Origin of the sequence: Pseudomonas sp. B20 (genome assembly GCF_020515755.1) — a bacterium.
In the GTDB taxonomy this organism is placed as follows: Bacteria; Pseudomonadota; Gammaproteobacteria; order Pseudomonadales; family Pseudomonadaceae; genus Aquipseudomonas; species Aquipseudomonas syringae.
The window spans coordinates 211,248-233,864 of the sequence record NZ_JAHPJG010000003.1 but is presented as its reverse complement, the minus strand read 5'-3'; the positions used below and the strand labels follow the sequence as shown (position 1 = coordinate 233,864).

The window sequence follows — 22,617 nt, the reverse complement described above, 5'->3', positions numbered from 1 at the left end:
TTCACGGCACTCCGGGGAGGTAGTGCAGTCTTTTTTAGACACTCTCACCCGGCGGAGCCCGACATGATCACTGTCCATCACCTGAACAACTCACGTTCGCAGCGTATTCTGTGGCTGCTCGAAGAGCTCGACCTGCCCTACGAAATCAAACGTTATCAGCGCGACCCGAAAACCAACCTTGCGCCACCCGAGCTCAAGGCGGTGCATCCGCTGGGCAAATCACCTGTCATCGAAGATGGCCCGCATGTGGTCATCGAGTCCGGTGCCATTGTCGACTACCTGATTCGCCGCCATGGCGACGGTCGTCTGCAGCCGGACCCTGCCAGCGCTACCTACGACGAATACGTGCAATGGCTGCACTTCGCTGAAGGCTCGGCGATTCTGCCGCTGATGCTCAACCTGTACGTCGGACGCCTGGGTGACGCGGGTGCGCCGCTGCATCCGCGTATCCAGTCGGAACTGGCCAACTACCTGGGCTATCTGAACGAAGCCCTGGGGCTGACGCCGTATCTGCTTGGCGACGAACTGAGTGGGGCGGACATCCAGATGAGCTTTATCGGCGAGTTTGCCAAGGCTCAGGGAATGCTGCAGCCGTACCCGAACGTGACCGCGTGGGTTGAAAGACTGCAGGGCAGGCCTGCGTACCGCAAGGCTTTGGAGCAGGGCGGGGAATATTCTTTCGCCAAGTAACCGCCGTGCCTGATATTCGGGCTGATCGTTCCGCACGCTCCTGTGGGAATGCAGTTCCCGACGCTCTGCGTCGCACGATGGCGCTTACGTGGCGGTTCAGCCTTCGGACGGGCTGGTCGAGTCCTGGTCTGCTTCGGCCGCCAGCTTCACGCGGTCGGCCTTGCTGATGTATTTTTCCTTGCTCTGCGGGGCCAGTTTGGCGCTGGCCTTTTTGGCATGGGCTTTCAGCAACTGCTGGATTTTCTTGCGACGATTCATGTTCTTTAACTCGCTTGCACAGGTGCGAATCATAGCAGTTTGCCTGTCCCGCCATGCATGCGGCTACCCACCGTTCTGAACCATCTGCCACAACGACGCACCGACGCCGGTAATGCTCTCGCCGGCAATCAGGCCAGCCGCTGCGGTGATGGCGAAGCGTTCGGTAAGTGACGGCCAGCGACAGTTCACCAGCCAGGTGAGCACTGCACCGAGCGCCATCATCAACGACACCGAGGCGGGCAGCACGAAGGCCAGGCCCAGTGCTGCGGCGCTGGGCAGGTACCGGGCGCGGTGCGCGGGCAGTGTGCTGTCGAGGATGCCCAGCAGCAAGCCAGCCAGCCCGCCGATGAAAATCGCCCAGCGGATGCTCGCCGACAGCGAGTCCAGACCGTGCGTCAGCGTCTGCGCCACAGCCTTCCAGGTCGCCACTGCCGGGGCTGGCCACTCTTCGGTGAGCAGCATCGATTGCGGGTCCGGGATCAGCGCCATATAGGCCAGGACCCCGACGATACTGCCGACGAAAATGCCCAGGGTCTGGGCAATCAATTGTTTGCGCGGCGTGGCGCCAATCGCCCGGCCTACCTTGAAGTCGTTCATCAAATCGGTGCATTGCCCGGCTGAACCGCCGGCCGTGTTGGCGCTCATCAGGTTGATCGGCACCTGACCGGGCGCGACGATGCCGAAGCTCAGTTGCGATAACTGCCCGATTGCGCCGATGGGCGGAATACCCGTGGCACCGACCACGCGCGCCGCGACGGCCGCCAGGCAGATCGCCAGAGGAATGGTCAGCAAGGCCATCCACAGGTTGATACCGAATAACATCGCCTGCAGGCTGACGACCAGCAGGATCGCCAGCGCAAAACCGGCAGCCGGCCCGGGCTTGGGCATTGACCAGGGGGTTGCGCCGCTGGCTTTGGTAGACGCGTGCAGTGTCCACAGGCGGATGGCCAGTGAGGCCAGCGTCGAACAGACCATCAGGCTCACGCCCGGCCATAGCAACCATTCCACCAACGCGGCGAACTGCGGGCCGCTGCTGTCGGCCGGTAGCGTCACCAGCCCCTGTTCCAGCAGCCACGGCGCCAGGCCACCCCAGGCCAGCAAGGCACCGATCAGCAGGGTCAAGCCGACGCGAATACCGATAATCGCCCCGAACCCCACCAGCAGCAGCGAAGGGTCCGCGGTAAAGGTCAGGCGCTCCAACTGAGCGCTTGGCGACCAGCGCGGGAACGCCCATACGAACGTGTCGACCCACTTGGCCAGTGCCGACAGCAACGCGGTACTGAGCAGCACCTTGAGACGCGTCGCGGCTTCACGGCCATGATTGTAGATGTGCAGGAGGGTTTCCAGAGTGGCCATGCCTTCGGGAAACTTCAGCGATGCGTCATTGAGCAGCGACGGCCGCAAATACCAGGCGATCCAGATCCCCAGAAAGCTCACCGAAAAGACCCACGCGATCATCGGGATGGCATCCAGTTGCTGGCCCGTCAGCAAGGTATAAGCCGGAATCGGCGCGACCAGCCCGCCGGAAATGATCGACGCAGCGGCCGAGGCGACCGTCTGATTGATGTTGCTCTCATGCAGCGTCCACGGCAGCTGCCCTGAGGAACGCTTCGAAAGCCCTTGCCAGATCGCATAACCGATCAATAGCGCAATGATCGACATGTTGAACGACCAGCCGATCTTCAACCCGGCGTACACATTGGAAGGCGTCAACAGGATACCGAGCACAACCCCGGTAATCACCGCGCGTAGACTGAGCTCACGCTCGACAGGGCTGGCAAGAGGGGGCGATGGTGAGGTCGAAAGCATGCGAATTCCTTTCGGCAATGAGACAAGGCAACCTATAAAGTGAGCGCCATATCGGCCGAAGGTTCATATGGCAGGCATCGTTGTGTAGTGGCGTTAAGGCATCCGTTTGCTCCGGTTTTCGCCGACCGGTTACGCAGGGTGCCTGTTGCAGGAACATCAGAAATCAGGCTGTTGAAAGGACGTCGTCACGCGCCCTCTGATGAATCACAGGCGGTGAACAAGAATATCCAGCCCCTCATCAGTGTGGGGAGTCTGGAAGTAGCGGGTGATGAGCCTGAACTCCGCATCTGTGGCCGCAAAGTCATGCTCGGCTCTTTCGTTGCGGGCATGCAGTCTGGCAAGGCAAATATCATCTTCCACATCGAGATAGTGCAGTCGATGCTTAACCTGCGCGTCTTCAGCCAGGCTGCGAAGCCACTGGCGGTCGGCGAGCGTATTGGCAGGGAAATCCAGAACCACGCACATGCCCGAATTCAGCATGTCGATGACCAGAGGGCCGATGATGTCGCGGATCCGATGGGCCAGGCGCACGTAGTCCGCCACTGATGTGATCTCGTCAGGGTAGAGCCGAGAGAGCCATTGATCTTCACTCAGCAGGATCGCTGAATGTTCGGTCGCGATTGATTTTGCCAGTGTCGATTTACCGGATGCGATCTTGCCGCACAGGAGGTGAAGTCTGGTGGCGAGCATCAACGTGTCCTTACTCTATGGGTGCCTGTCAACCAAGCACATTCAGCCCATCATTGAAATGGCACTCGCGATCATCACCGCCAAGGTTTTCCGGCAGGAAAGCGGTGAGGTCGTAGGGCAAAAACAGCGTATCCAGCGCCAGAGAGAACGGCACGTCTATCAGCCATGGCCAGGTCGATGTCACATCTTTAGTACCCCATGCCCAGCCGTGCCGTGTGCCGGGATAGACGCAGCGCTCACCATCGAGGTGATACATCAGGCTCCAGCAGCCGCTCAGTGAGATGGCCGTAGCGAGTAACAGGCATTGCTTGAACATACATTCCCTTGTTTCCGGATTGATGCAACATGTGCGTCATTCTAGTCGCATAACCCTGCGGCGATCATCCTGCGCATGGCGCGGGCAATATCTTGCGCAGCCTGCGCGGTCTGCTCGCCTGGCAACTGATCGAACATATGCGGCACGCCTGGGTAGACATGCAATTCCACAGGCACCCCCGAGCGCGACAGGGCCAGCCCGAATGACAGGTCCTCTTCCAGAAACAGATCGAGTGCGCCGACGCAGATGAAAGTGGGCGGTAGATCGCTCAGGTCGGTGGCCAGTGCAGGGGAGAACAGGGCCTTGCGATCATCGTCCACTGCGTAGGCGCCGCGCAGGCATTCCCAGCAAAAATGATTGGCCTGACGCGACCAGCTGAAAGTGCCGGTAGTCGGGTTGGCTGGCGGAGCGTCGGGTGTGCCTGTGCGGTGATCCAGCATCGGGTAGATCAGCACCAGGCCAGCGATGGTCCGCAGACCTCTGTCTCTGGCCAGCAGGGCGAGCGCGGCAGCAAGCCCGCCGCCGGCGCTGTGGCCCATGATCACCAGATTGCTGGTGTTCATGCCCTGCGCCGCTCCGTTGCAGAATATCCATTCCAGCGCTGCGTAACAGTCCTCCAGCGGGATCGGGAACGGATGCTCGGGGGCAAGCCGGTAATCGACGGCAATGACGATTGCCTGGAGCTCGACGGCCAGCTTGGCCAGGTCATCATCGGCCATCTCCGGGCTGCCCAGTACAAAGCCGCCGCCATGGATATACAAAATGACCGGGAGGTCGGTGTGAGGGTGTAAAAGGTCCGGGCGATAAAGACATAGCCTGATGCCATTGTCCGAATCGGAGGAGGTCCAGTGTTGCTCGCCGCGCGCTGTGGCGGCGGTGGCCCAGGTGGCGCTGACGCGAGCCCTGATGTCGGCAAGGGTGTGCAGCGTCCAGTTGCTCGACGGCTCGTCCATGAACCAACGATAGGCCGGGTCCAGTAATTCATTGGCGTTCAATACGTGCTCCCGAGGCGCAGGGAGATCAGCCCCTGCGCCGGCCAGTGCTTAAAGCCACGCCTTGATTTGCGTACAGACGGCGGGCGTGGAAATGCCATAACGGTCATGCAGTGTAGGCAGCGCGCCAGCGTCGAGAAAAGCGTCCGGCAGGGCGATCTGCCTGAACGTGGGCGTCACGCCATTGCGCAGCAGCACCGTCGCCACTGCCTCGCCCAGCCCGCCAATGACCGAATGGTTTTCGGCCGTCACCACCAGCCGGCCCGGTTTTCTGGCTTCAGCGAGTATGGTCTGCTCGTCCAGCGGTTTGATGGTGGGGACGTGCAGCACTGCCACGTCGATACCGTCAGCCTGCAGCTGCTTGGCAGCTTCCAGTGCACGCATGGTCATCAGGCCGGTTGCAATGATCAGCACGTCGTTGCCAGTGCGCAGTGTCTTGGCTTTGCCGATCTCGAACGTGTAGCCGTACTCGTCCAGCACCAAGGGCACGTTACCGCGCAGCAGGCGCATGTAAACCGGGCCTTGATGCGCTGCGATCGCCGGTACGGCCTGTTCGATTTCCAGTGCATCACAGGGGTCGACGATCATCAGATTGGGCATGGCGCGAAAAATCGCCAGGTCGTCGGTGGCCTGATGGCTGGGCCCGTAACCGGTGGTCAGGCCCGGCAGGCCGCAGACGATTTTGACATTGAGGTTGTCTTCGGCAATCGCCATACAAATGAAGTCATACGCGCGTCGGGAGGCGAATACCGCATAAGTGGTCGCGAACGGTACAAAACCCTCCCTGGCCATGCCGGCTGCTGCGCTCATCAGCAACTGTTCGGCCATGCCCATTTGATAGAAACGTTCGGGATGCGCCTTGGCGAAGATGTGCAGGTCTGTGTATTTCGACAGGTCAGCCGACAGTCCGACGATGTCCTGACGTTGCTCAGCGAGCGCCGCCAATGCATGGCCGAACGGAGCCGGTCGAGTGGCCTGACCCTCGGACGCGATAGACGCGATCATCGCCGAGGTGGTCAGTTTTTTCTTCGTGGCGCCGGACGGAGCCGGTGTGTGATTGGCAGAGCTCATACAGTTTTCCCCTCGTCGAGGTTATTCAGTGCGATGTCCCATTCGTGCTCATCCACGCGGATGAAGTGGGTCTTTTCGCGGGTTTCCAGAAACGCTACGCCCTTGCCCATTTTGGTGTCGCAGATGATGACCCTGGGCTGCGCGCCGTCGTGCTGGCGCGCGTTGTCGAAGGCGGCGACGAGCGCGTCCAGATCGTTGCCGTCGACCCGTTGGGTAAACCAGCCAAACGCCTGCCAGCGATCGACAACGGGTTCAAACGCCAGTACTTCACTGGAGTGGCCATCGGCCTGCTGGTTGTTCACATCGATGATCGCGATCAGGTTGTCCAGCTTCCAGTGCGCGGCGGACATCGCCGCTTCCCAGGTGGAGCCTTCGTTCAGTTCGCCGTCCGACAGCAGGTTGTAGACGAAGGCACTGGAGTTCTTGCGCTTCAAGCCCAGGCAGGCCCCCACCGCAATGCCCAGCCCATGACCCAGTGAGCCACCGGTGATTTCCATGCCGGGGGTGTAGGTGGCCATGCCGGACATGGGCAATCGGCTGTCGTCCGAGCCGTAGGTTTCCAGCTCATCGAACGGAATGATTTCCGCCTCGATCAACGCCGCGTACAGCGCAATGGCGTAGTGGCCGATCGACAGATAAAAGCGGTCGCGCTGTTCCCATTCAGGGTCTTCAGGGCGATAGTTCAGCGCGTGAAAATAGGACACGGCGAGCAGGTCCGCAGCGCCCAGCGCCTGTCCGACATAACCCTGGCCCTGAACCTGGCCCATGCGTAATGCGTGCCGGCGAATGTTATGAGCGCGCTGCGCCAGCGAGGTGGAAGGCGCAGATAAAGTAGTGGCTGTCATGGTGATTACTCCGTTGACTCAACGATTGACCGAGGCGGCAGGGATGCGCAGCACCAGATACGCGCCGATGAACAGCACGCCGGTAATCAGGTACATACCGATGGCGCTTGAGCCGGTCGTGGTGGTGATCCAGCCGATCAGATAGGGCGAACAGAAGCCCGCGAGATTGGCGAAGCTGTTGATTCCGGCGATCCCGGCGGCCGCCGATACCCCGCCCAGCAGTGTGGTGGGCAGCATCCAGAACATTGATGATGCCGAGAGAATGCCCGCTGCGGCGAGGCACAGGCTGAGCACCGACAGCAGCAGATTGCCGCCGAACAGCGCCGCCAGACTCAGCCCGAGCGCGCCTGCGATCATCGGGCCGACCAGGTGCCAGCGGCGTTCTCGATGCTTGTCGCCGCTGCGCCCCATCAACAGCATCACGACGATTGCGCACAGGTAGGGAAGGCTGGTCATCAGACCGATATGCAGCGGGTCGGAAACGCCTGCATTGCGAATCAGCGTCGGCAGCCAGAAGGTGATCGCGTACTGGCCCATCACCACGCAGAAGTAGATGCACGCCAGCAGCCATAGACGCTTGTCGCGAATGAAGGCGCCTACCGACGCGTGTACCACTTTCTGGCTGTTGTCCTCTTGCAGCTCTTTGTTGACCAGTTCCTTTTCTTCAGCGGACAACCATGTCGCCTGATGCACGCCATCCTTCAGATAGCTGAGTACCAGCAAGCCGACGATCACCGTCGGGATCGCTTCGAGGACGAACATCCATTGCCAGCCGGCCCAGCCATGAACGCCTGCGAAGCGGGTCATGATGTAGCCCGACAGCGGGCCGCCGATCATCCCGGACAGCGGGATGGCGATAAACCACAGCACGGTCATGCGCGCGCGGCGATAAGAGGGGAACCAGTACGTCAGGTACAGCAGCAGGCCGGGTGCCAGACCGGCTTCCGCCACCCCGAGCAGAAAGCGCAGGGCGTAGAACTGCCAGGCAGTTTCGACAAAGGCAAAGAGCGCGGAAATGATCCCCCAGGAGATCATGATGCGGGCGATCCAGCGTCTGGCACCGACCCGGTGAAGGATCAGGTTGCTGGGCACCTCACAGAGGAAATAGCCGATGAAAAACATGCCTGCACCCAGCCCGTAGACGGTTTCGCTGAAGGCCAGGTCGTTCATCATCTGCAGCTTGGCGAAGCCGACATTGACCCGATCCAGGTACGCGCACAGGTAGCACAGCATCAGGAACGGCATCAGTCGCCAGGCGGTCTTGCGGTAGGCATTGGCGCGCGTGGTCGACACCGCGTCGAGGGTCATGGTGGTTATCATGATGGTCTGATCTCTTGTTTTTATAGACCGCCAGGCAACCGCCTGGCGTATCGTCGATCCAGAACAAACACAGGCTGTTTGCCAGCCCGTCCACTCGCGGTCAGTGAATCAGCATGCCGCCGTTCACATCCAGCGTGATACCGGTGAGGTAGGACGACAGGTCGCTGGCCAGAAACAGTGCAGCATTGGCCACGTCCTGCGCCGCGCCCAGACGACCCAGCGGGATGCCATCGATGATCGCGTGACGTCGCTCGTCCTGCATCAGGCCGCCGGTGATATCGGTATGGATCAGGCCGGGGGCGATGGAGTTGACACGTACCTGATCGGGTCCGAATTCCCGCGCCATTGCCTTGCCAAGTCCCAGCACGCCGGCTTTCGCTGCGCTGTAATGAGGTCCGCCGAAAATGCCGCCGCCGCGCTGGGCGGAAACCGAAGACATACACACGATACTGCCCGAGGACTGGGCACGCATGGTCGGGATCACCGCTTGCGACATGAGCAAGGTGCCGCGCAGGCTGACGTCGAGTACCTTGTCGTAATCAGAAGGGCGGATGTCCAGGGTCTTGATGGGCTGTGTGATACCGGCATTATTCACCAGAATGTCAATGCGACCGTAGTGCGCGATGATTTTGCTGACGGCCTCGTGAACCTGGTGTTCGTCGGCGACGTTGGCTGCCAGGCCCAGATGACCTTCGCCCAGTGCGGCGGCGGCATCGCGTGCTGCGGACTCGTCGAGATCGATGATCACCACACGTGCGCCATGGTTGGCGAAGGTGATCGCGGTTGCGCGACCGATACCGCGCGCCGATGCCGCACCGGTGATCACTGCAATTTTGCCTTGAAGAAGCATGAGGGTTACCTCTGATTATTGTTATGGGTTCGATTCGGGTGATCGATGACTTCAGAGTGTTCCCGGTGCCGGCCCTGAGCAATGCCGCAAGAATCACTGGATGCTGAAAAAAATTCACCTCTCGTCAATTCGGCAGGTGAGTGGTTGAATGAACGAAATTCAAATAATCGGACACAGCGGAGCATCCATGCGGCCTGATGACGAGGCACCTCTGAGCCTGCCACCGCTGAAAGCGCTTCAGGCCTTCGAGCAGACGGCGCGTTTTGGCAATCTGGCCAGAGCCGCCGAAGTGCTGGACCTGACGCCGTCGGCAGTCAGCCACCAACTGGCTCGTCTGGAGGCCTTGATTGGTCGCCAGCTGTTCGTTCGGGCCGCCCGTGGTGTGACCCTTACGCCGGTGGGTGAGCAGTATCTGAAAGATGTCTCTGGAGTGCTGCACAGCCTCGTCGTCGCCACCGAGCGTGCTGCCAGCGATGTCAGCCTCGATTGTCTGCGTCTGCATTCTGCGCCCAGTTTCGGGCTGCTGTGGCTGATGCCGAGGCTGGAAGCCTTTCGGGTAAGCCACCCGGACATTCAGATCAACCTGTCGTGTTCTTACGAGTCGCTGCATTTCAGCAGGGACAAGATCGACGTGGATATCCGCCATGGCAGGCCGAACTGGCCGAGTTATGAAGTGCGCACCTTGCGTGACGAGAAGTTCGCTGTGCTGGCGTCTCCGCAATTATTGGCGCGCCGTCCGGTGGAGAGCGCCGCAGGCTTGCTCGACCGCGAACTGATTCTCTCCGAGGCCACACTGCTGAAATGGCCTGAATGGTTTGCCCGGCATGGTCTGGCTCGTCCGGAAAAGCCCTACGCGCTGAGTTTCGACCGCTCATACATGACACTCGAAGCGGCCAGCCACGGGCTGGGGTTTGCGCTGGAAAGTACGTTGCTGGCGCAAAAATACCTGGCCACGGGCGAACTGATCGAAGTTGCCCCTCAAGCCCTGACCGCACCGGTCGCCGCGCACCATCTGGTATTCCCCAAGGCGCACTCCAGCTTCCCCAGAGTCAGGCGATTTCTTGAATGGATGGAAAACGAACTGGGGCAGGGATTTGTGTTTTGAACCGTGCTGCCTGCGGTCTGGCAATGGGATGCTCAATGTCCCGGATGGCGTGCCAACGTTGAATATCGGCACGCCAGCCAAGCGCTTCTAAACCACCAGCCGATGCGGTTGCCAGGCGCTGCCCTGCTGGTCTTGCGCGTCAATCACCAGACTTTGCCTTGCCGGTGCGTCAAACATCGAGCGCAGGTTCTTTTCGATGGTGTTGCACAGGTCTTCCATGCGGATCCGGTGCTGGCTGGCGCCGAACGGAGCTTGCAGGTCAGTGCCGATGCGGTCCATTGCCAGCAGCATGCAGCCGACCACCGTGGATATCGTCGGGGTGAACCAGCCCAGAGTGGTCACCATGCTCAGCGGCATGATGATGCAGAACAGCGTGCTGAACAGTCTGGGGAAATAGACATACGGGTAAGGCAGCGGCGTATTGGCGATACGCTCCATGCCGCCCTGGCAGTTGGACAGTTCGACCATGGTCGACTCCAGTCGCGCCAGACGGATACTGTCGATTCGCCCTCCGGCAAACTCTTCGGAGATCATGGCCGCCGAACCATTGAGGATGTCATTGGGAAAGTTGTTGCTCTCCTTTGCGCGCTGAATCTCGGAAACCGGTAACAGCCCTTCGAGTTTTGCTGTGCTGACATCGCCTTTCAAATGAGCGCGCAGTGCCCGCAGGTAAGCCACGTGACGATTGAACAATACTTCTTTCACCGGGTTGCCACGCTCGTTGGCATTGCCTTCAATCAAGGTCAGCACCTGGCGGCCATAGCTGCGCGAGCTGTTGACCATCGCGCCCCATAACGTGCGTGCTTCCCACCAGCGGTTGTAGGCGCTGGAATTGCGGAAGCTGATCAGCACGATAAGCGCCGAGCACAACAACGTAAGCGGCATCAGGGGGAGATCTATCCCCGCACCCTGGACCAACATGAAGTCCATGGTCACGGCCACGTCCCAGAGCAGAAGCCAGAACAGTGACCAGCCAACGTAGGTGACCGTTCTGCTGATGCACAGCCATTTTTTTTCAAAAGGACCAGGCATTGCGGCACTCCTTTGCTGGGTTGGAAGAGGTTTGGCGCGGTCAATCAACACGCCACGCTGCAAACTTACTGACCGAGGCTTAAAGCTCGCTTAATTCTCCATGGTGGCGAAACAGTTACGCCTGTCTTGACCATTTCAACAGCTGGAACCCCCGGCACCCTTGCGACCACACAGCCTTGTCGGTCCTCTTCGCTGACGGGCTCCCGGACGTTTGCAATTGTTACCACTCTCGGACCGACGCCCCATTGCCTTGCCTGTTCGCAGGCCAGTCGTCCGGCCAGACCCGTCTCGTCGCGTTGCTACGCAACTTACGCAATAGAGAGGGAGTTTCAATGCACATCAATCGAACCGGCAGCCCGCAGCCCAGCATCGAGCTGGAGCGCTTTTATTCCGCATCGCAATCATTGGCCTCCAGTTCCGTGCGCGAGCTCAGCCCTGCCGAGCAGACCATGTTGGATTCCATTACCGATTACCTGAAAGATCATGTGTTCGCTGCGCACAAACTGCCGTTGAGTGAGTTGGCCGTTGACCAGGACGCCGTTCATGCGCACAACGAGCAGATCGACAACATCATCGATACTCGCGCCAGACGTTTGCTGGACGAGGGCGAAACGCCTGCCACTATTGCCGACACCTTCGCCAAGGCGGAGAAGTTCGACAGGATGGCAACCACCGCTTCGACCGCGCTGCGCGCCACGCCGTTTGCCGCTGCGTCGGTGCTGCAATACATGCAGCCTGCCATCAACAAGGGCGACTGGCTGCCGACGCCGCTCAAACCCCTGACGCCATTTGTGTCCGGAGCGTTGTCCGGGATCATGGATCAGGTCGGCACCACGGTCATGAATCGCGCCACGGGCAACCTGCACTACCTGAGTACCCCGCCTGAGAAACTGCATGATGCGATGGCGGCTTCCGTGAAGCGTCATTCGCCGGGTGTCATGCGTCAGGCGGTCGATCTGGGCATTGCCGTTCAGACTTACAGCGCGCGTAATGCGGTGCGTACCGTACTGGCGCCAGCACTGGCATCCAGACCCGCCGTGCAGGGTGCGGTCGACATCAGCGTGTCGGCGGCAGGCGGCCTGGTGGCCAACGCGGGGTTCGGCAATCGAATGCTCAGTGTGCAGGCGCGTGATCACTTGCGCGGCGGTGCATTCGTGCTGGGCATCAAGGACAAGCAACCCAAGGCAGACTTGAGTGAGGAGACCGACTGGCTCGATGCCTACAATGCGATCAAGTCAGCCAGCTACGCCGGCGCGGCGCTGAACGCCGGCAAGCGGGTGGCGGGTCTGCCGCTGGACGTCGCCACCGACGGCCTGAAAGCAGTGAGAAGCCTGGTGTCGGCCACCGGTCTTGCGCAAAACGGGCTGGCCCTGGCAGGCGGCTTTGCCGGCGTGGGCAAATTGCAGGAGATGGCGACCAAAAATATCACTGACCCGGCCACCAAGGCGGCGGTCAGCCAACTGACCAATATGGCCGGCTCGGCAGGCGTTTTTGCGGCCTGGACCACCGCAGCGGTCGCAACCGATCCCGCAGTAAAAAAAGCCGAGTCGTTCTTGCAGGATACGGTCAAATCGGCGGCGTCGAGTTCGACCAGCTACGTAGCCGACCAGACTGTCAAGCTGGCCAGGGCGGGCATTGACGCGAGTGGTGAGGCGATTGCTGCGACGGGGGCATCCTTGCGTGACACATTGCGTCGTCGCAATGCTCGTGAGCCGGACATCGAAGAGGGTGGCATTGCCGCGGGTTCACCGAGCGCGGTGCCGTTCCAGCCAGGGCGCTCATAAGCGTCTCCAACCATAGCCGGTAAAGGAAAGGGGCGCCCTCTACGGAATGCGCCCCTTTGCTTGTTCCTCATGTATGCGTCGTATCAGAGCTCGGTGTGCTGGGTAGACGCCTTGGTCTTGTCATAGGCGTGCTTGACGTCGGTCATGGCGATGTCGCCAGTGGCCAGTTTCAGATCGTCACTGTCGCTTTTGACGAGTGCGAACTTGCCATGGGTCGCGTCCACGCCATTGAGCTCGACACTCATGTCATCAAACTGCTTGCCACCATTGGTACGGACCAGCGTGCCGAAATCGGTGGCCTTGAAACCGTCGACTTTCAGGTGGGTATCGGCATTGAGCTGAATGACCTTGTCATCGGCACCGTTGGCGCTGCTGTTAGTGATGTTCAGATTGGTGACCTTTGCGCCTCCTTCACCCTTGACGGTGATCATGTCCTCACCGACGTTCTGGGCGTGCACGTTATCAATGGTGACTTGCTCCGAATTTCTGGCATTCACGTGGATGCCGTCGGCTTCGTTCTCACCCAGGTTCACGTTTTTCAGCACCGCGCCTTCGGCCAGTTCGAACAGGGGCTTCTGATGTTCGTCCTGGTCGCCGGTGCCCATCGACTTGTCGGCGGTAAAGGTTGCACCGTGGCCGTCATACACCTGGCCAGGACCGACTTTGATGGTGTCTTTCACGACATTGACTTCGCCGGATTGCTCAAGAGAGCCCGTTGTATCCGAAACCGTGCTGTTGCCCGAGTTGCGGCCAGGGTTGGCCAGTTGTGGGGTGACTTGAGGCGTTACGCCATCACCGCTGTCGCTTCCGTTGTCGGTCGAAGGCGTGCCGCTGCCCTCTGTGCCGGTGGACGCATAGCTGCCGCCGCCGTCACCTTCAGTGGTTGGGGATGTACCGCCATCATCGCCACCACCCGACGCTGCGGTTGTACCGCCGCCGCCGTCGTCACCGCCTGAAGTCGCCTCAGTACCGCCTCCGCCGTCGTCCCCGCCTGAAGCCGCCTCAGTACCACCGCCACCGCCTTCGGTCGATGGCGTACCGAGTCCGCCATTGTTTTGAAACGGGTCTTGCCACTCGTTGGCGTCCTGACCCGTGTCCTGTTTTTTATTGAGGTTCATGAGCATTTGCAGCAGCGATGTGACGAGCGCGCTGAGCAGCTTGACGACATTGGATTGAGGGTCAGTTGCAGCACTGCTGTCGGTGGGGCTTTGAACCGTATTGTCGGGTTTTCCGAAACTGACGTCTTTCTGGCTGGCAGTGTCGAACAGCAGGGCACTCGGGTCGACGGCCTGTGCAGTGCTCTCCTCGCTGAACGTATTGGTCTGCGGGCTTTTGCCGCTCAGCGCCGAGAAGTCCAGCTGGGTTGAAGCGGGTTGGTAGGAGGTGGAGGAGTTGATACCGATGCTCATGGTGCTTTACCTCGATGGGATGGACATATGAACCAGCGTCGTCTTCCGGAGTTACCGGCGTTGATCGCCGCGTCCTTGTCGGGTTCTATAGGTCGATGAGGACTCTGCCTTGGCGTTGCCCGAAGTGAGTGGCAGCACGGGGGGATGGGTTCCCGTTTGTGTGCGTTGACTGGCGCTGACTCCGATGTACCGGGCTGGAGAGGCCGGCTCGCGCCAAGGAACCAAAACGCCTTGCCCTCCGACTCAGTGCGCACACGCCAGCAAAAAAATGGTGTGGACCCACAGCGCACCGAGAGGCTGTTAAATGAACAAAAATGATGAATATCAGACGCTTATCAATGAGATTTGCACGCTCAGTCTGATCTCCGAACCCGAACGTTTTTACGAGTCAGCCAATTTCAAAATCAGCGACGTCGACTTCACCCTTCACTATCAGGACCGCGACGAGGGGCGTGCGATTCTGATCTACGGGGATATGGGCGCGCTGCCCGCGCGCAATCGTGACAGCGCCTTGCTGGCGTTGATGGACATCAACTTTCATATGTTTGCGGGTGCCCACAGCCCGGCTTTCTCCTGGAATGCCCAGACCGGCCGAGTGCTGCTGATGGGCTCGATAGGCCTTGAACGAGCGACAGCCGAGGGCGTGCTGCTGCTGATGAAGTCCTTTGCCGACCTGGCCAGAGAGTGGCGCGAGCACGGTTTCATGGGACCGGTGGGTACTGCGAGCGCCCCGGTCAATACGCCTGCCTCCAAGGCAACCATGCGTGATACGCCTACGGGTTCCGGGAGGTTCCAATGACTGGCATACGAGTCGGCGGATCAGGCAGTACCGAAATCGTTCAGGCGAACCAGCCGCAGCCGTCTGCCGCTGTCGCCCAGGCTCATCCATACGCGGTAAGCCCGGGCAGCAACCCGCCGCTGACCGCCAGCCAGTCGGCCGCGCAAGCGCCGGAAAGCTCGGCGGCCGGTGCCGCTCGCCTGCCAGTCGCGCCGCGACATCTGCCGACATTGGAGAAGTTTCGTGCCGAACAGCCTACCGTAAAGGGCACCTCCACGCCGACCATCAGCGCTAACGCGGCCCTGCTGATCGGCAGTTTGTTGCAGTCTGAAAAACTGCCCTTCGAGGTCATGGCCGCCCGTTTGTCGCCTGAGCGTTATGCGTTGCAACAGTTTCACGGCTCCGACCTGCAGCAAGCGCTCGGACGATTCGCTGAGCCAGGGCATGAGCCAGGCAAGGCCGAGACCGAACAACTGATCAAGGGCTTTGCCCGGTCGCTCGCAGACCAGCTGGAACACTTCCAGCTCATGCATGACGCGACGGCTGATGCATTCGGCCCAGGAGGGCTGCGCGACCGCAACACGCTGGCGGTCAGTCAGGCGGCGCTTGGCGAATACGCCGGTCGGGCCAGTAAGTCCATCGAAGCGGGGCTGAACCACAGTCTTGCGGTGCTGGACGAACGCATCGCCGCGCTGGACAGCCAGTTGGAGGGCGCCACTGAGGACAGCAGACCGGGTCTGCTGATGGACCGGCAGGCGCTGGAGACGGCCAGGGCGATGCTGAGCGACCTGCACGCCGACTTCTGCAAGTCGCCTGAAGCCAAGCGGTTGAATGCCGTTGCCGCTCACACGCAAATGGATGCTCTGATCGACAAGCTGAACGTTGATCGCAACTCGGTCGGCGGCTGGAAGGGGTTCGGTCCGATCGTTGCGGCAGCGGTGCCGCAGTTTATGGTGTCCATGCTCCACTTGGGGTATATCCGCACGGCCACCGGTGACGCGATGAAAGATGCCGTTCCCGAAAAAAGCGCCGACGCCAGCATGAAGAGGGCCCTGGCCGTAGGGCTGACTGCCGGGGTGGCTCACGAGGGCGTTACCAACCTGTTGAAGCCGATGGTTCAGGCCGGGTTTCAGAAAGCCGGCCTCAACGAGCGGCTGAATATGGTACCGCTCAAGGGGATTGATACCGACTCGGTGATTCCCGACCCTTTCGAGTTGAAGAACAACAACGGCGCACTGGTCAGAAAAACGCCTGAGGAAGCCGCTGAGGACAAAGCCTTCGTCGAAAGCGAGCGAGCGGTTTTGAATCAGAAAAAGGTTCAGGTTTCGTCTACCCATCCACTGGGTGAGATGATCCCCTACGGCGCCTTTGGTGGCGGGCAGGCGGTACGCCAGATGCTGAATGATTTCAATCTGCTCAATGGCCAGACCCTGTCGGCCAGAGCGGTGACTTCCGGGATCGCCGGGGCCATATCAGCCACCACCCAGACCATTGCACAACTGAACTCGACCTATGTCGATCCGCGCGGGCGCAAGATCCCGGTCTTCACCCCGGAACGCGCCAATGCCGATTTGGGCAAGGACCTGGCCAAAGGCCTGGACCTTCGCGAACCGGCGGTACGCACCGCGTTCTACAGCAAGGCTGTTTCAGGTGTGCAGAGCGCAGCGCTGAACGGCGCGCTGCCAGCGGTTGCCGTCCAGCCCCAAGGCGCATCCGGCACGCTCAGCGCGAGGAATATCCTGCGCAACATGGCGCTGGCGGCAACCGGTTCGGTGTCTTACCTGTCGACCCTGTATGCCAACCAGTCGGTCACGGCCGAGGCCAAGGCCTTGAAAGAGGCGGGCATGGGCGGCGCAATGCCGATGCTGCCGCGTACTGAAAGCGCCTGGAACACTATTCGCCATCCGGACAGAGCTTCACTGCCGCATACGTTCCAGCCGGATACCCTGGGTGGCGTCCCCAGAGCCGTGGAAAGCGCTTATCACATGGGCAGAGGGGCGTTGCAATTACCGACCCAACTGGTGGTGGATACATTCCGCGGGGTGGAGGACGGCGTATCGAAAAGTGTTTCGGCCTTGCGCAATTCACGCAACGCGCCAGAGACACCTTTGCCTGCGGACAACGCTGACCCCGTCGATGTCGAACTGAGTTCGATGGAGGAGGGCCGTCGAGGCTGATAAACACACGGGGGGCTGTGTCCCGGGCGGCCCCTTTTTGTGGAACCGACAGCGCCAGGCAGCCACTCACTGCCTGGTCAGCTCAGGCTTTTCTTAAAGGACTATGACGATGAATACCTCGCAACATGAGTTTTCCCGTTTCATCACTGCGCTGGGTGCCCAGCTTGGCACTTCGCTTACCTGGCAGAACGGGGTATGCGCGCTGTATGACGGCCAGGACAACGAAGCCGCCGTCATCGAGTTGCCCGAGCACAGTGAGATGGTCATCTTTCATTGCCGTGTCGGGCGCTGCCCTGAACGCTCTGCCGATTTGCAGCACTTGTTGAGCCTGAACTTCGACGTCGCCCGCTTGCACGGTTGCTGGTTTGCCGTCGATCAGGGCGATGTACGCTTGTGTGCGCAACGTGAGCTGGTGTCGCTCGATGAGCCAGCCTTTTGCGACGTAACGCGTGGCTTTATTGCTCAGGCACGCGAAGCCCGCGCATTTCTGCACGCCTGAACAGGCGGGGTTGCACGCAAAAGCGCCGCTTCCATGCGGCGCTTTTGCGTTGTTTCAGCTATCAGCTTTTGACTTCGAAGCCCGACAGTTTCAACTCGCCTGCCGCCTCTTTCAACGACGCCGAGGGCCGCGACAGCTCCCCGTCGAACGTGTAGCCGATGGGTTTGTCCTGGTCTTCGCCATAGATGAAATTGATCCGCCCGAGGGTCTTGTTCACGCTCAACGATGCGCCGCTGTTGTAGCTGATCAGTGGCGTGGGTGACGTGAAATTCTCGGTCTGCGGTGGGGCATGGAACACCACCAGCCTTTTGATCCTCATGTTATTGCGATTTTCCAGAAGGCCGGAGAGTTGGGTCTGCGTCAGCGTACCCCTGCGGCTGCCTTCGTCAATGTCGTCGATCAGCGAGTCTTTTGGTTCAAGGCGTACCCTGGCGAGGGTGCCCTGGCTGTTTTCAAGCTGCTTGACCATGGCGCTGAGCGTCGGGTCCTGACGCATGTACTCGGCGACCCTGGCCGCGTTGCCGGGCGCACTGGCTTCGCGTATCGACCCCATGATTCTGGTGAGGATGCTTTCCTTGCTCAGGCCTGACAGGCTGGTCTTGCTGGTTTCGAAGCGGGCATTGTCCAGCACACTGTGATTGTTGATCGACGCTTCGTGTTGCACGCCCGCCCGTTTCAGGTCTCGAAGCGCCTTGTATTGCGTGTCGTTCTGCGACGGTTTGTCGGCAAACAGCGCTTTGAGCCCGTCAAGTCGTGCCTGAATGGCCTGCTCAGGGTTCATGTCGGCGTAAAGAGCGTTCAGCGGATCCTTCAGGTCTGCAAGGCGGGCGGTCGTGGCTTTGTCCTTGAAGGCCGCACCGAGACTTTTCGACAGTTTGTCCAGGCTCTCGGTGCTCATCGGGGTCGCTACGTTAAAGCGGAACTTGACCCGTTTGACGGTTTTGTCATCAATGGTCACGTTGGCCGACACCCCCAGATTATTGGCCGCCGATTGAGTCGCTGGCGTCGGCCCGGCAGCGGAGGCCGGGGTTGCTGTGGCGTTGGTGTGCGTACCACCGATCTGCCCGCGAGCCTGCCCGCCGAAGATCAGGCTGTTGAAAAAGCGCGGCCGGTTCTTGCCGCCTTCGCGCAGCTCTGTCTTGTCGTTCTTCTGGGTCAGGGAGTAATCGGTGTAGCTCAGCAGGTTGACCGTGACATTCGCCGCCACACCCAGACGCGCAACTGCGGAAAGCGGCGCGCTGTCGGCCTCCGACAGACCAAAGCCGACGCGCATATCAGCGCTGAAGCCTGTTGTGATATCGAAATTGAAGCGCCGCGCTTCATAGGTTTCGTGGTCCTTGACCTTGTTCAACAGCTGCAAGGGGTTGAGCTTGCCTTCGAACAGGTCGTCGACGAACCCGTCGATTTCGTCGTCCGCCACATTGAAGATCACCCCGGCCCGCTGGCTGGCGGCAGCGGTTGCGGTCACGTCTGCGCCAAGACGGAAGTTCGGCGTCATCTTGCGGTTGTTACCGATATCGACGCTGCGGGCAGGGTGGTTGTCGTCGAAGAACCCCGGCCAGTAGTCCTTGCCGCCGCCCACCCCGCCGCTGATATTGCCGGCCGCTTCTCTCATCAGGTAGAGGGTCACGCCGCCTTCGCAACGTTCGGCACTGAAGAGGTAGTTGCGATTGCCGGTAGCGCCGGCGGTCGGCCACGGGCCCGTCGACCTGTCGGCCAGTACGGCGAACGGGCTTGTGAGGTTCAGCCCGTAACTGCGTTGCACACCGATTTCATCGTCGCCGTGTTCCAGGTTTTTGAGCATGGCCTTGAGCGTGTCGGCCAGTTCGGACTGATCCTGGCTGCCGGTTGCCGCGCGCATATTGACGCTGACAGCGTGGTCGGATTTCTTGAGTGCGTTCGAGAACGCCTTGACTGCGTCATATGCGCCTTCCAGTGCTGCGTTATCGGTAAAGCCCATGTCGGTGACCTGTTTGAGCGGATTCTCGCCATAGGTCACATCGCGTAACGAGGTCAATTCCGCTTGCAGCCCGGGCAGGTCGCTGCTGCGTGCCAGCAGCTCAACCTTGCCGATCAGCGCACCGAGGTCTTTCAGGGTGACCAGATCCAGCGCCAGGCGGGCCTTGCTCAGCCCGTGATCTTCGTTGGCATCGCGGCGTTGGCCCAGACCGATATCGGTTTTGGTGTGAGAAAGCTTCACTCCGTTGTCTTTCAGCAGCTTGAGCGTTGTGGCCGTCGGGTTTTCTGCGGACGGGGCGACCTGGGTCAGGGCGTTATCCAGCTCATTGACGAAATCATGGCCGGAGCTTTTGAAGTTGAGCATCGACCCCAGTTCAGCCAGCTTCTTGCCGAGCTGAGTGCGTTTCGACGACTTTGCCACTGCGCTGTGCTGGTTGAGCACACCGTCGTTCTGCCTGAGGTTTTTGAGCTTGCCGTAGTCCTTGCCAATGTTCTCCAACGCAGTTCTGGCGTGCTTTTCCAGTTCGTCGCGGAAGACCTCGAGTTCTTTTGCCAGCTCAGCGCCTTCAGGGCCAAGCTGCAGGCGCGCAATTCGCGCTTTCAGATCGTTGCCCGGACTCGGGGGTGTGCCGCCGGCTTCATGAATCAGTTCAAGTTGTTTGAACGCGATCAGCTCTTTCTTGTAGAGCTCCTTCAGGCCCTCGCGACCGTGATAGCGATGCTGGATGTTGTTGCCGACGTTCTTCATCCAGCGAGGCGGTTCCAGCGTGGGCTTGTAAACGTTGGCGCGAATGGCCTCGCTGGCGGTGGGGCGATTGCTTTTCTCCATGCCGCTGCGCCCGAATGCATTGATGTCCAGCTTTGCTGTCAACCCGGTGCCTGGAATCCGCCAGGTCTTGTGCGCGCGCGTGATGCGGTTGTAAACGTCATTCAAGCCGTTTTTTTCCACGGGACGCTGTTCGAACGCTTGCCACTGCCCCTCTTTGAGTTGCATCAGGCCTTGACCGGCGGCGTCCTCGACCTGAACGCTCAAGCGATTGTCATCATTGCTGTACAGCGCTTTGACCGGTTGACCGTCAGGCGCTGTGAGCGGCGTCCATTTGGCCGCCAGCTGGCCTCCGAATCGGGTTGCCTGCCATGCCTCTCGGGGCATGCAATACAACTTGCCCGTGCTGCTCAGAGCGTAAAGATTGTGCTTTTCGTCCAGCGCCAGTTCCTTGATGTCACCGTCAATTGCGGACGTATCCAGATCGATGGGTTTGTGGTCCTTGCTATGGGCCGTCAGCCTGTTCTGATCATCGAGCGCGACAAAGCGCTTGTCGCTGACCATGGCAAAAGCGGTCACGACCCGATTCTCCAGCCCTGCGATTTCCTTGCCCATCGCCACCTTGGTCGAGCGCGCTATCTGGGCCAGTGCCGTATTGTGGTCGAAGGCGACATTGGGGTGTTTAGGGGCCACGTCGAGCCTGAGCAACGTGCCACCTTTCAACACGTAGGCGTTGCTGTCCGCACCGCGTTGCAAGCGATCGACATCCTTGATGCCTGCGTCTTTCCAGCACTGCGGCGTCGCGTCCCAACGCTGGATGCGACCGGCGCTCAAACCGACCAGACCGGCACGGTCGAGGTGCAGGCGGTCGGCCCCGACGGGCGCTGGCATAACCGTCAGGCCGCGTGTGTTGTCCAGGACCAGCGCATTGGTCAGGTTCCAGCCGCTTTCCAGCTTCGCACCCTGCTCGTCGAGCGCATGGGAGTGCACCTCGCCCTGACGATTCCTGATCAGTGCGTGCACGCGACCGTCATCGCCACTGATGAATCCGCTGACGCTGTTGTGGCCGCCCATTGGTTGATCGTCCAGCCTGTAGCCGGCTCGGTCGGGCATCAGGCGCAACGTTGCGTCGTTGCTTTCGAAGGCGCTGCGATCAGTGCTGTAAAGCCTGCCCTGCGTGTCGGCAATGAATAGCCTGTTGTTGCTCAGGGCGACTTCGGCGGCCTGTGCCTGACCGCCGTCGAGCTCCAGGGTTTTGGTTTTTTTCGGGGTCAGCCCACCAATCACCGGACTCATGTCGGTCAGCAGGACGGTCTGTACATCCGAGCCACTGAGCAGTGCCGCGCTATCGTCAGGCGCGACCGAAAATGACTTCAGGTCGTTGAACTCGGCGTGCGGCATGAACGGGCTGGAGAGATCGACGACGACATCGTCACTTTTGGCGTAGACCGAGCCGTTGCCTCCGGTTATCAGGCGGTTGAAAGCGATGTTCTCGATTTCATCCACCGGCTTCCAGCGAGCGGCGAGCGGTTCGAACTGGTACAGCCGGTCTTCATGTACGCGCAGGCGGTCGCCGCTGGTGGTCTGATGGACGTCGGTGAGGTGAGCGATATGGGCCTTGCCCGGCAACTCCTGGCTGCGCCGCCCTTCAAGGGTGTCGAGATGAATGTGGTTTTCTTCACGCTGCATGCTCACCGGCGGAGGTTTTCCGCCTGCTACCGGCAGTGTTGGCTGGCTGCTGCGGATGACGGCCAGCGAGGCGTCGCCCTGCGCCAGATGCAGCAGATGCCCGTTGGCTTGCAGTAGTTGGTGGCCCTGCGCGCCTTGCTCACTCTGCTGCGCCAGATAGGTTTGTCCGGGCTTGGCGAGTATGTCGTTCAGCAACGCGGCCATGCCGGGCGTCTTGAACGAAGAGAAATCCGGCTTGCCGTCGGCACTCAAGCCTACAGCGCCCTGTGATTGCACGCTGCGCATCAGTTGCTCGTTCTTGAACTCGAAACGACCGCCGCTGCTGCGCTCCAGACCCGGACTGCGAGCGGTGGGTGGTCCCTCTGAATCGTCCGCCTTGGTGCCGGAACCGCTTGCCGCGTTCGGGTCGACAGGCTGCATTGACTGGCGTGTGCCATCTGAGCCTTGCAGGCGGCTGCCGGGGTTACGGCGTTCGCGCATAGCGCTGGCGACGGCCTCTTCGTCAGTCATGGGCTCTGCGGCTAACTGCTCCGAAGCGCTGCGCGTGAGCTGATCCTGTGGAAGATTGAACGTGACAC

Annotated in this window: 18 protein-coding genes; 6 read left to right on the top strand and 12 right to left on the bottom strand. The window is 60.5% G+C overall.

Going from position 1 to position 22,617, the window contains the following annotated elements:
- The first annotated feature begins 63 nt into the window (after positions 1–63).
- The gene (locus LIX91_RS04820) at positions 64–690 is read left to right on the top strand and encodes a glutathione S-transferase family protein (protein WP_003339874.1); all 627 of its coding nucleotides are present in this window, start codon (positions 64–66) and stop codon (positions 688–690) included.
- Between the two features lie 96 nt (positions 691–786).
- Here the strand turns inward: LIX91_RS04820 and LIX91_RS04815 are convergent, their stop codons facing one another.
- The 9 genes from LIX91_RS04815 to LIX91_RS04775 form a co-directional block, all read right to left on the bottom strand.
- Positions 787–948, bottom strand: coding sequence for a DUF2986 domain-containing protein (locus tag LIX91_RS04815; RefSeq protein WP_080052484.1), 162 nt, complete (start codon positions 946–948; stop codon positions 787–789).
- Between the two features lie 63 nt (positions 949–1,011).
- Positions 1,012–2,757, bottom strand: coding sequence for an OPT family oligopeptide transporter (locus tag LIX91_RS04810; RefSeq protein WP_226488041.1), 1,746 nt, complete (start codon positions 2,755–2,757; stop codon positions 1,012–1,014).
- A gap of 204 nt (positions 2,758–2,961) precedes the next feature.
- Entirely contained in the window at positions 2,962–3,447 is a 486-nt protein-coding gene (locus tag LIX91_RS04805; RefSeq protein ID WP_003415349.1) for an AAA family ATPase, read from the bottom strand.
- A gap of 28 nt (positions 3,448–3,475) precedes the next feature.
- A complete protein-coding gene (locus tag LIX91_RS04800; RefSeq protein WP_003314115.1) occupies positions 3,476–3,763 on the bottom strand; it encodes a YceK/YidQ family lipoprotein in 288 nt (95 codons plus the stop codon).
- A gap of 41 nt (positions 3,764–3,804) precedes the next feature.
- Positions 3,805–4,758, bottom strand: a complete 954-nt coding sequence (locus LIX91_RS04795; RefSeq protein ID WP_103689225.1) for an alpha/beta hydrolase — start codon at positions 4,756–4,758, stop codon at positions 3,805–3,807.
- A 48-nt stretch (positions 4,759–4,806) separates the two neighbouring features.
- Positions 4,807–5,826 (bottom strand): transketolase family protein, encoded by a 1,020-nt coding sequence (locus LIX91_RS04790; protein ID WP_003339860.1) that lies wholly within the window; start codon positions 5,824–5,826, stop codon positions 4,807–4,809.
- Complete coding sequence (locus LIX91_RS04785; protein WP_103695976.1) at positions 5,823–6,671, bottom strand: transketolase; 849 nt, start codon at positions 6,669–6,671, stop codon at positions 5,823–5,825. The genes LIX91_RS04790 and LIX91_RS04785 overlap by 4 nt, the downstream gene beginning before the upstream one ends.
- An 18-nt stretch (positions 6,672–6,689) precedes the next feature.
- Entirely contained in the window at positions 6,690–7,991 is a 1,302-nt protein-coding gene (locus tag LIX91_RS04780; protein WP_003409041.1) for an MFS transporter, read from the bottom strand.
- Between the two features lie 100 nt (positions 7,992–8,091).
- Complete coding sequence (locus LIX91_RS04775) at positions 8,092–8,841, bottom strand: SDR family NAD(P)-dependent oxidoreductase (RefSeq protein ID WP_003415356.1); 750 nt, start codon at positions 8,839–8,841, stop codon at positions 8,092–8,094.
- A gap of 187 nt (positions 8,842–9,028) precedes the next feature.
- Here LIX91_RS04775 and LIX91_RS04770 point away from each other — a divergent pair, with 187 nt between their 5' ends.
- Positions 9,029–9,946, top strand: a complete 918-nt coding sequence (locus tag LIX91_RS04770; RefSeq protein WP_003415358.1) for a LysR substrate-binding domain-containing protein — start codon at positions 9,029–9,031, stop codon at positions 9,944–9,946.
- A gap of 87 nt (positions 9,947–10,033) precedes the next feature.
- Here the strand turns inward: LIX91_RS04770 and LIX91_RS04765 are convergent, their stop codons facing one another.
- Positions 10,034–10,978, bottom strand: a complete 945-nt coding sequence (locus tag LIX91_RS04765) for a bestrophin family protein (RefSeq protein WP_226488040.1) — start codon at positions 10,976–10,978, stop codon at positions 10,034–10,036.
- Between the two features lie 332 nt (positions 10,979–11,310).
- Between LIX91_RS04765 and LIX91_RS04760 the strand changes: the two genes are divergently transcribed.
- Complete coding sequence (locus tag LIX91_RS04760; RefSeq protein ID WP_226488039.1) at positions 11,311–12,762, top strand: type III effector; 1,452 nt, start codon at positions 11,311–11,313, stop codon at positions 12,760–12,762.
- Between the two features lie 83 nt (positions 12,763–12,845).
- Here the strand turns inward: LIX91_RS04760 and LIX91_RS04755 are convergent, their stop codons facing one another.
- Positions 12,846–14,171, bottom strand: a complete 1,326-nt coding sequence (locus LIX91_RS04755) for a pectate lyase (protein ID WP_226488038.1) — start codon at positions 14,169–14,171, stop codon at positions 12,846–12,848.
- A gap of 304 nt (positions 14,172–14,475) precedes the next feature.
- On the opposite strand from LIX91_RS04755, the gene LIX91_RS04750 reads away from it, so the two are divergent.
- The 3 genes from LIX91_RS04750 (at position 14,476) to LIX91_RS04740 (ending at position 17,625) form a co-directional block, all read left to right on the top strand.
- Positions 14,476–14,970 (top strand): CesT family type III secretion system chaperone, encoded by a 495-nt coding sequence (locus LIX91_RS04750; protein WP_116817047.1) that lies wholly within the window; start codon positions 14,476–14,478, stop codon positions 14,968–14,970.
- Complete coding sequence (locus LIX91_RS04745; RefSeq protein WP_226488037.1) at positions 14,967–17,126, top strand: restriction endonuclease; 2,160 nt, start codon at positions 14,967–14,969, stop codon at positions 17,124–17,126. The genes LIX91_RS04750 and LIX91_RS04745 overlap by 4 nt, the downstream gene beginning before the upstream one ends.
- Positions 17,127–17,235: 109 nt before the next feature.
- On the top strand, positions 17,236–17,625 hold the full coding sequence (locus tag LIX91_RS04740) for a type III secretion system chaperone (RefSeq protein ID WP_003314129.1): 390 nt from the start codon (positions 17,236–17,238) through the stop codon (positions 17,623–17,625).
- A 61-nt stretch (positions 17,626–17,686) separates the two neighbouring features.
- Here LIX91_RS04740 and LIX91_RS04735 read toward each other — a convergent pair whose 3' ends face one another.
- Positions 17,687–22,549 carry an AvrE-family type 3 secretion system effector gene (locus tag LIX91_RS04735; RefSeq protein ID WP_317135430.1) on the bottom strand — a complete coding sequence of 1,621 codons (4,863 nt, stop codon included), beginning with the start codon at positions 22,547–22,549 and terminating at the stop codon, positions 17,687–17,689.
- Positions 22,550–22,617: the final 68 nt, after the last annotated feature.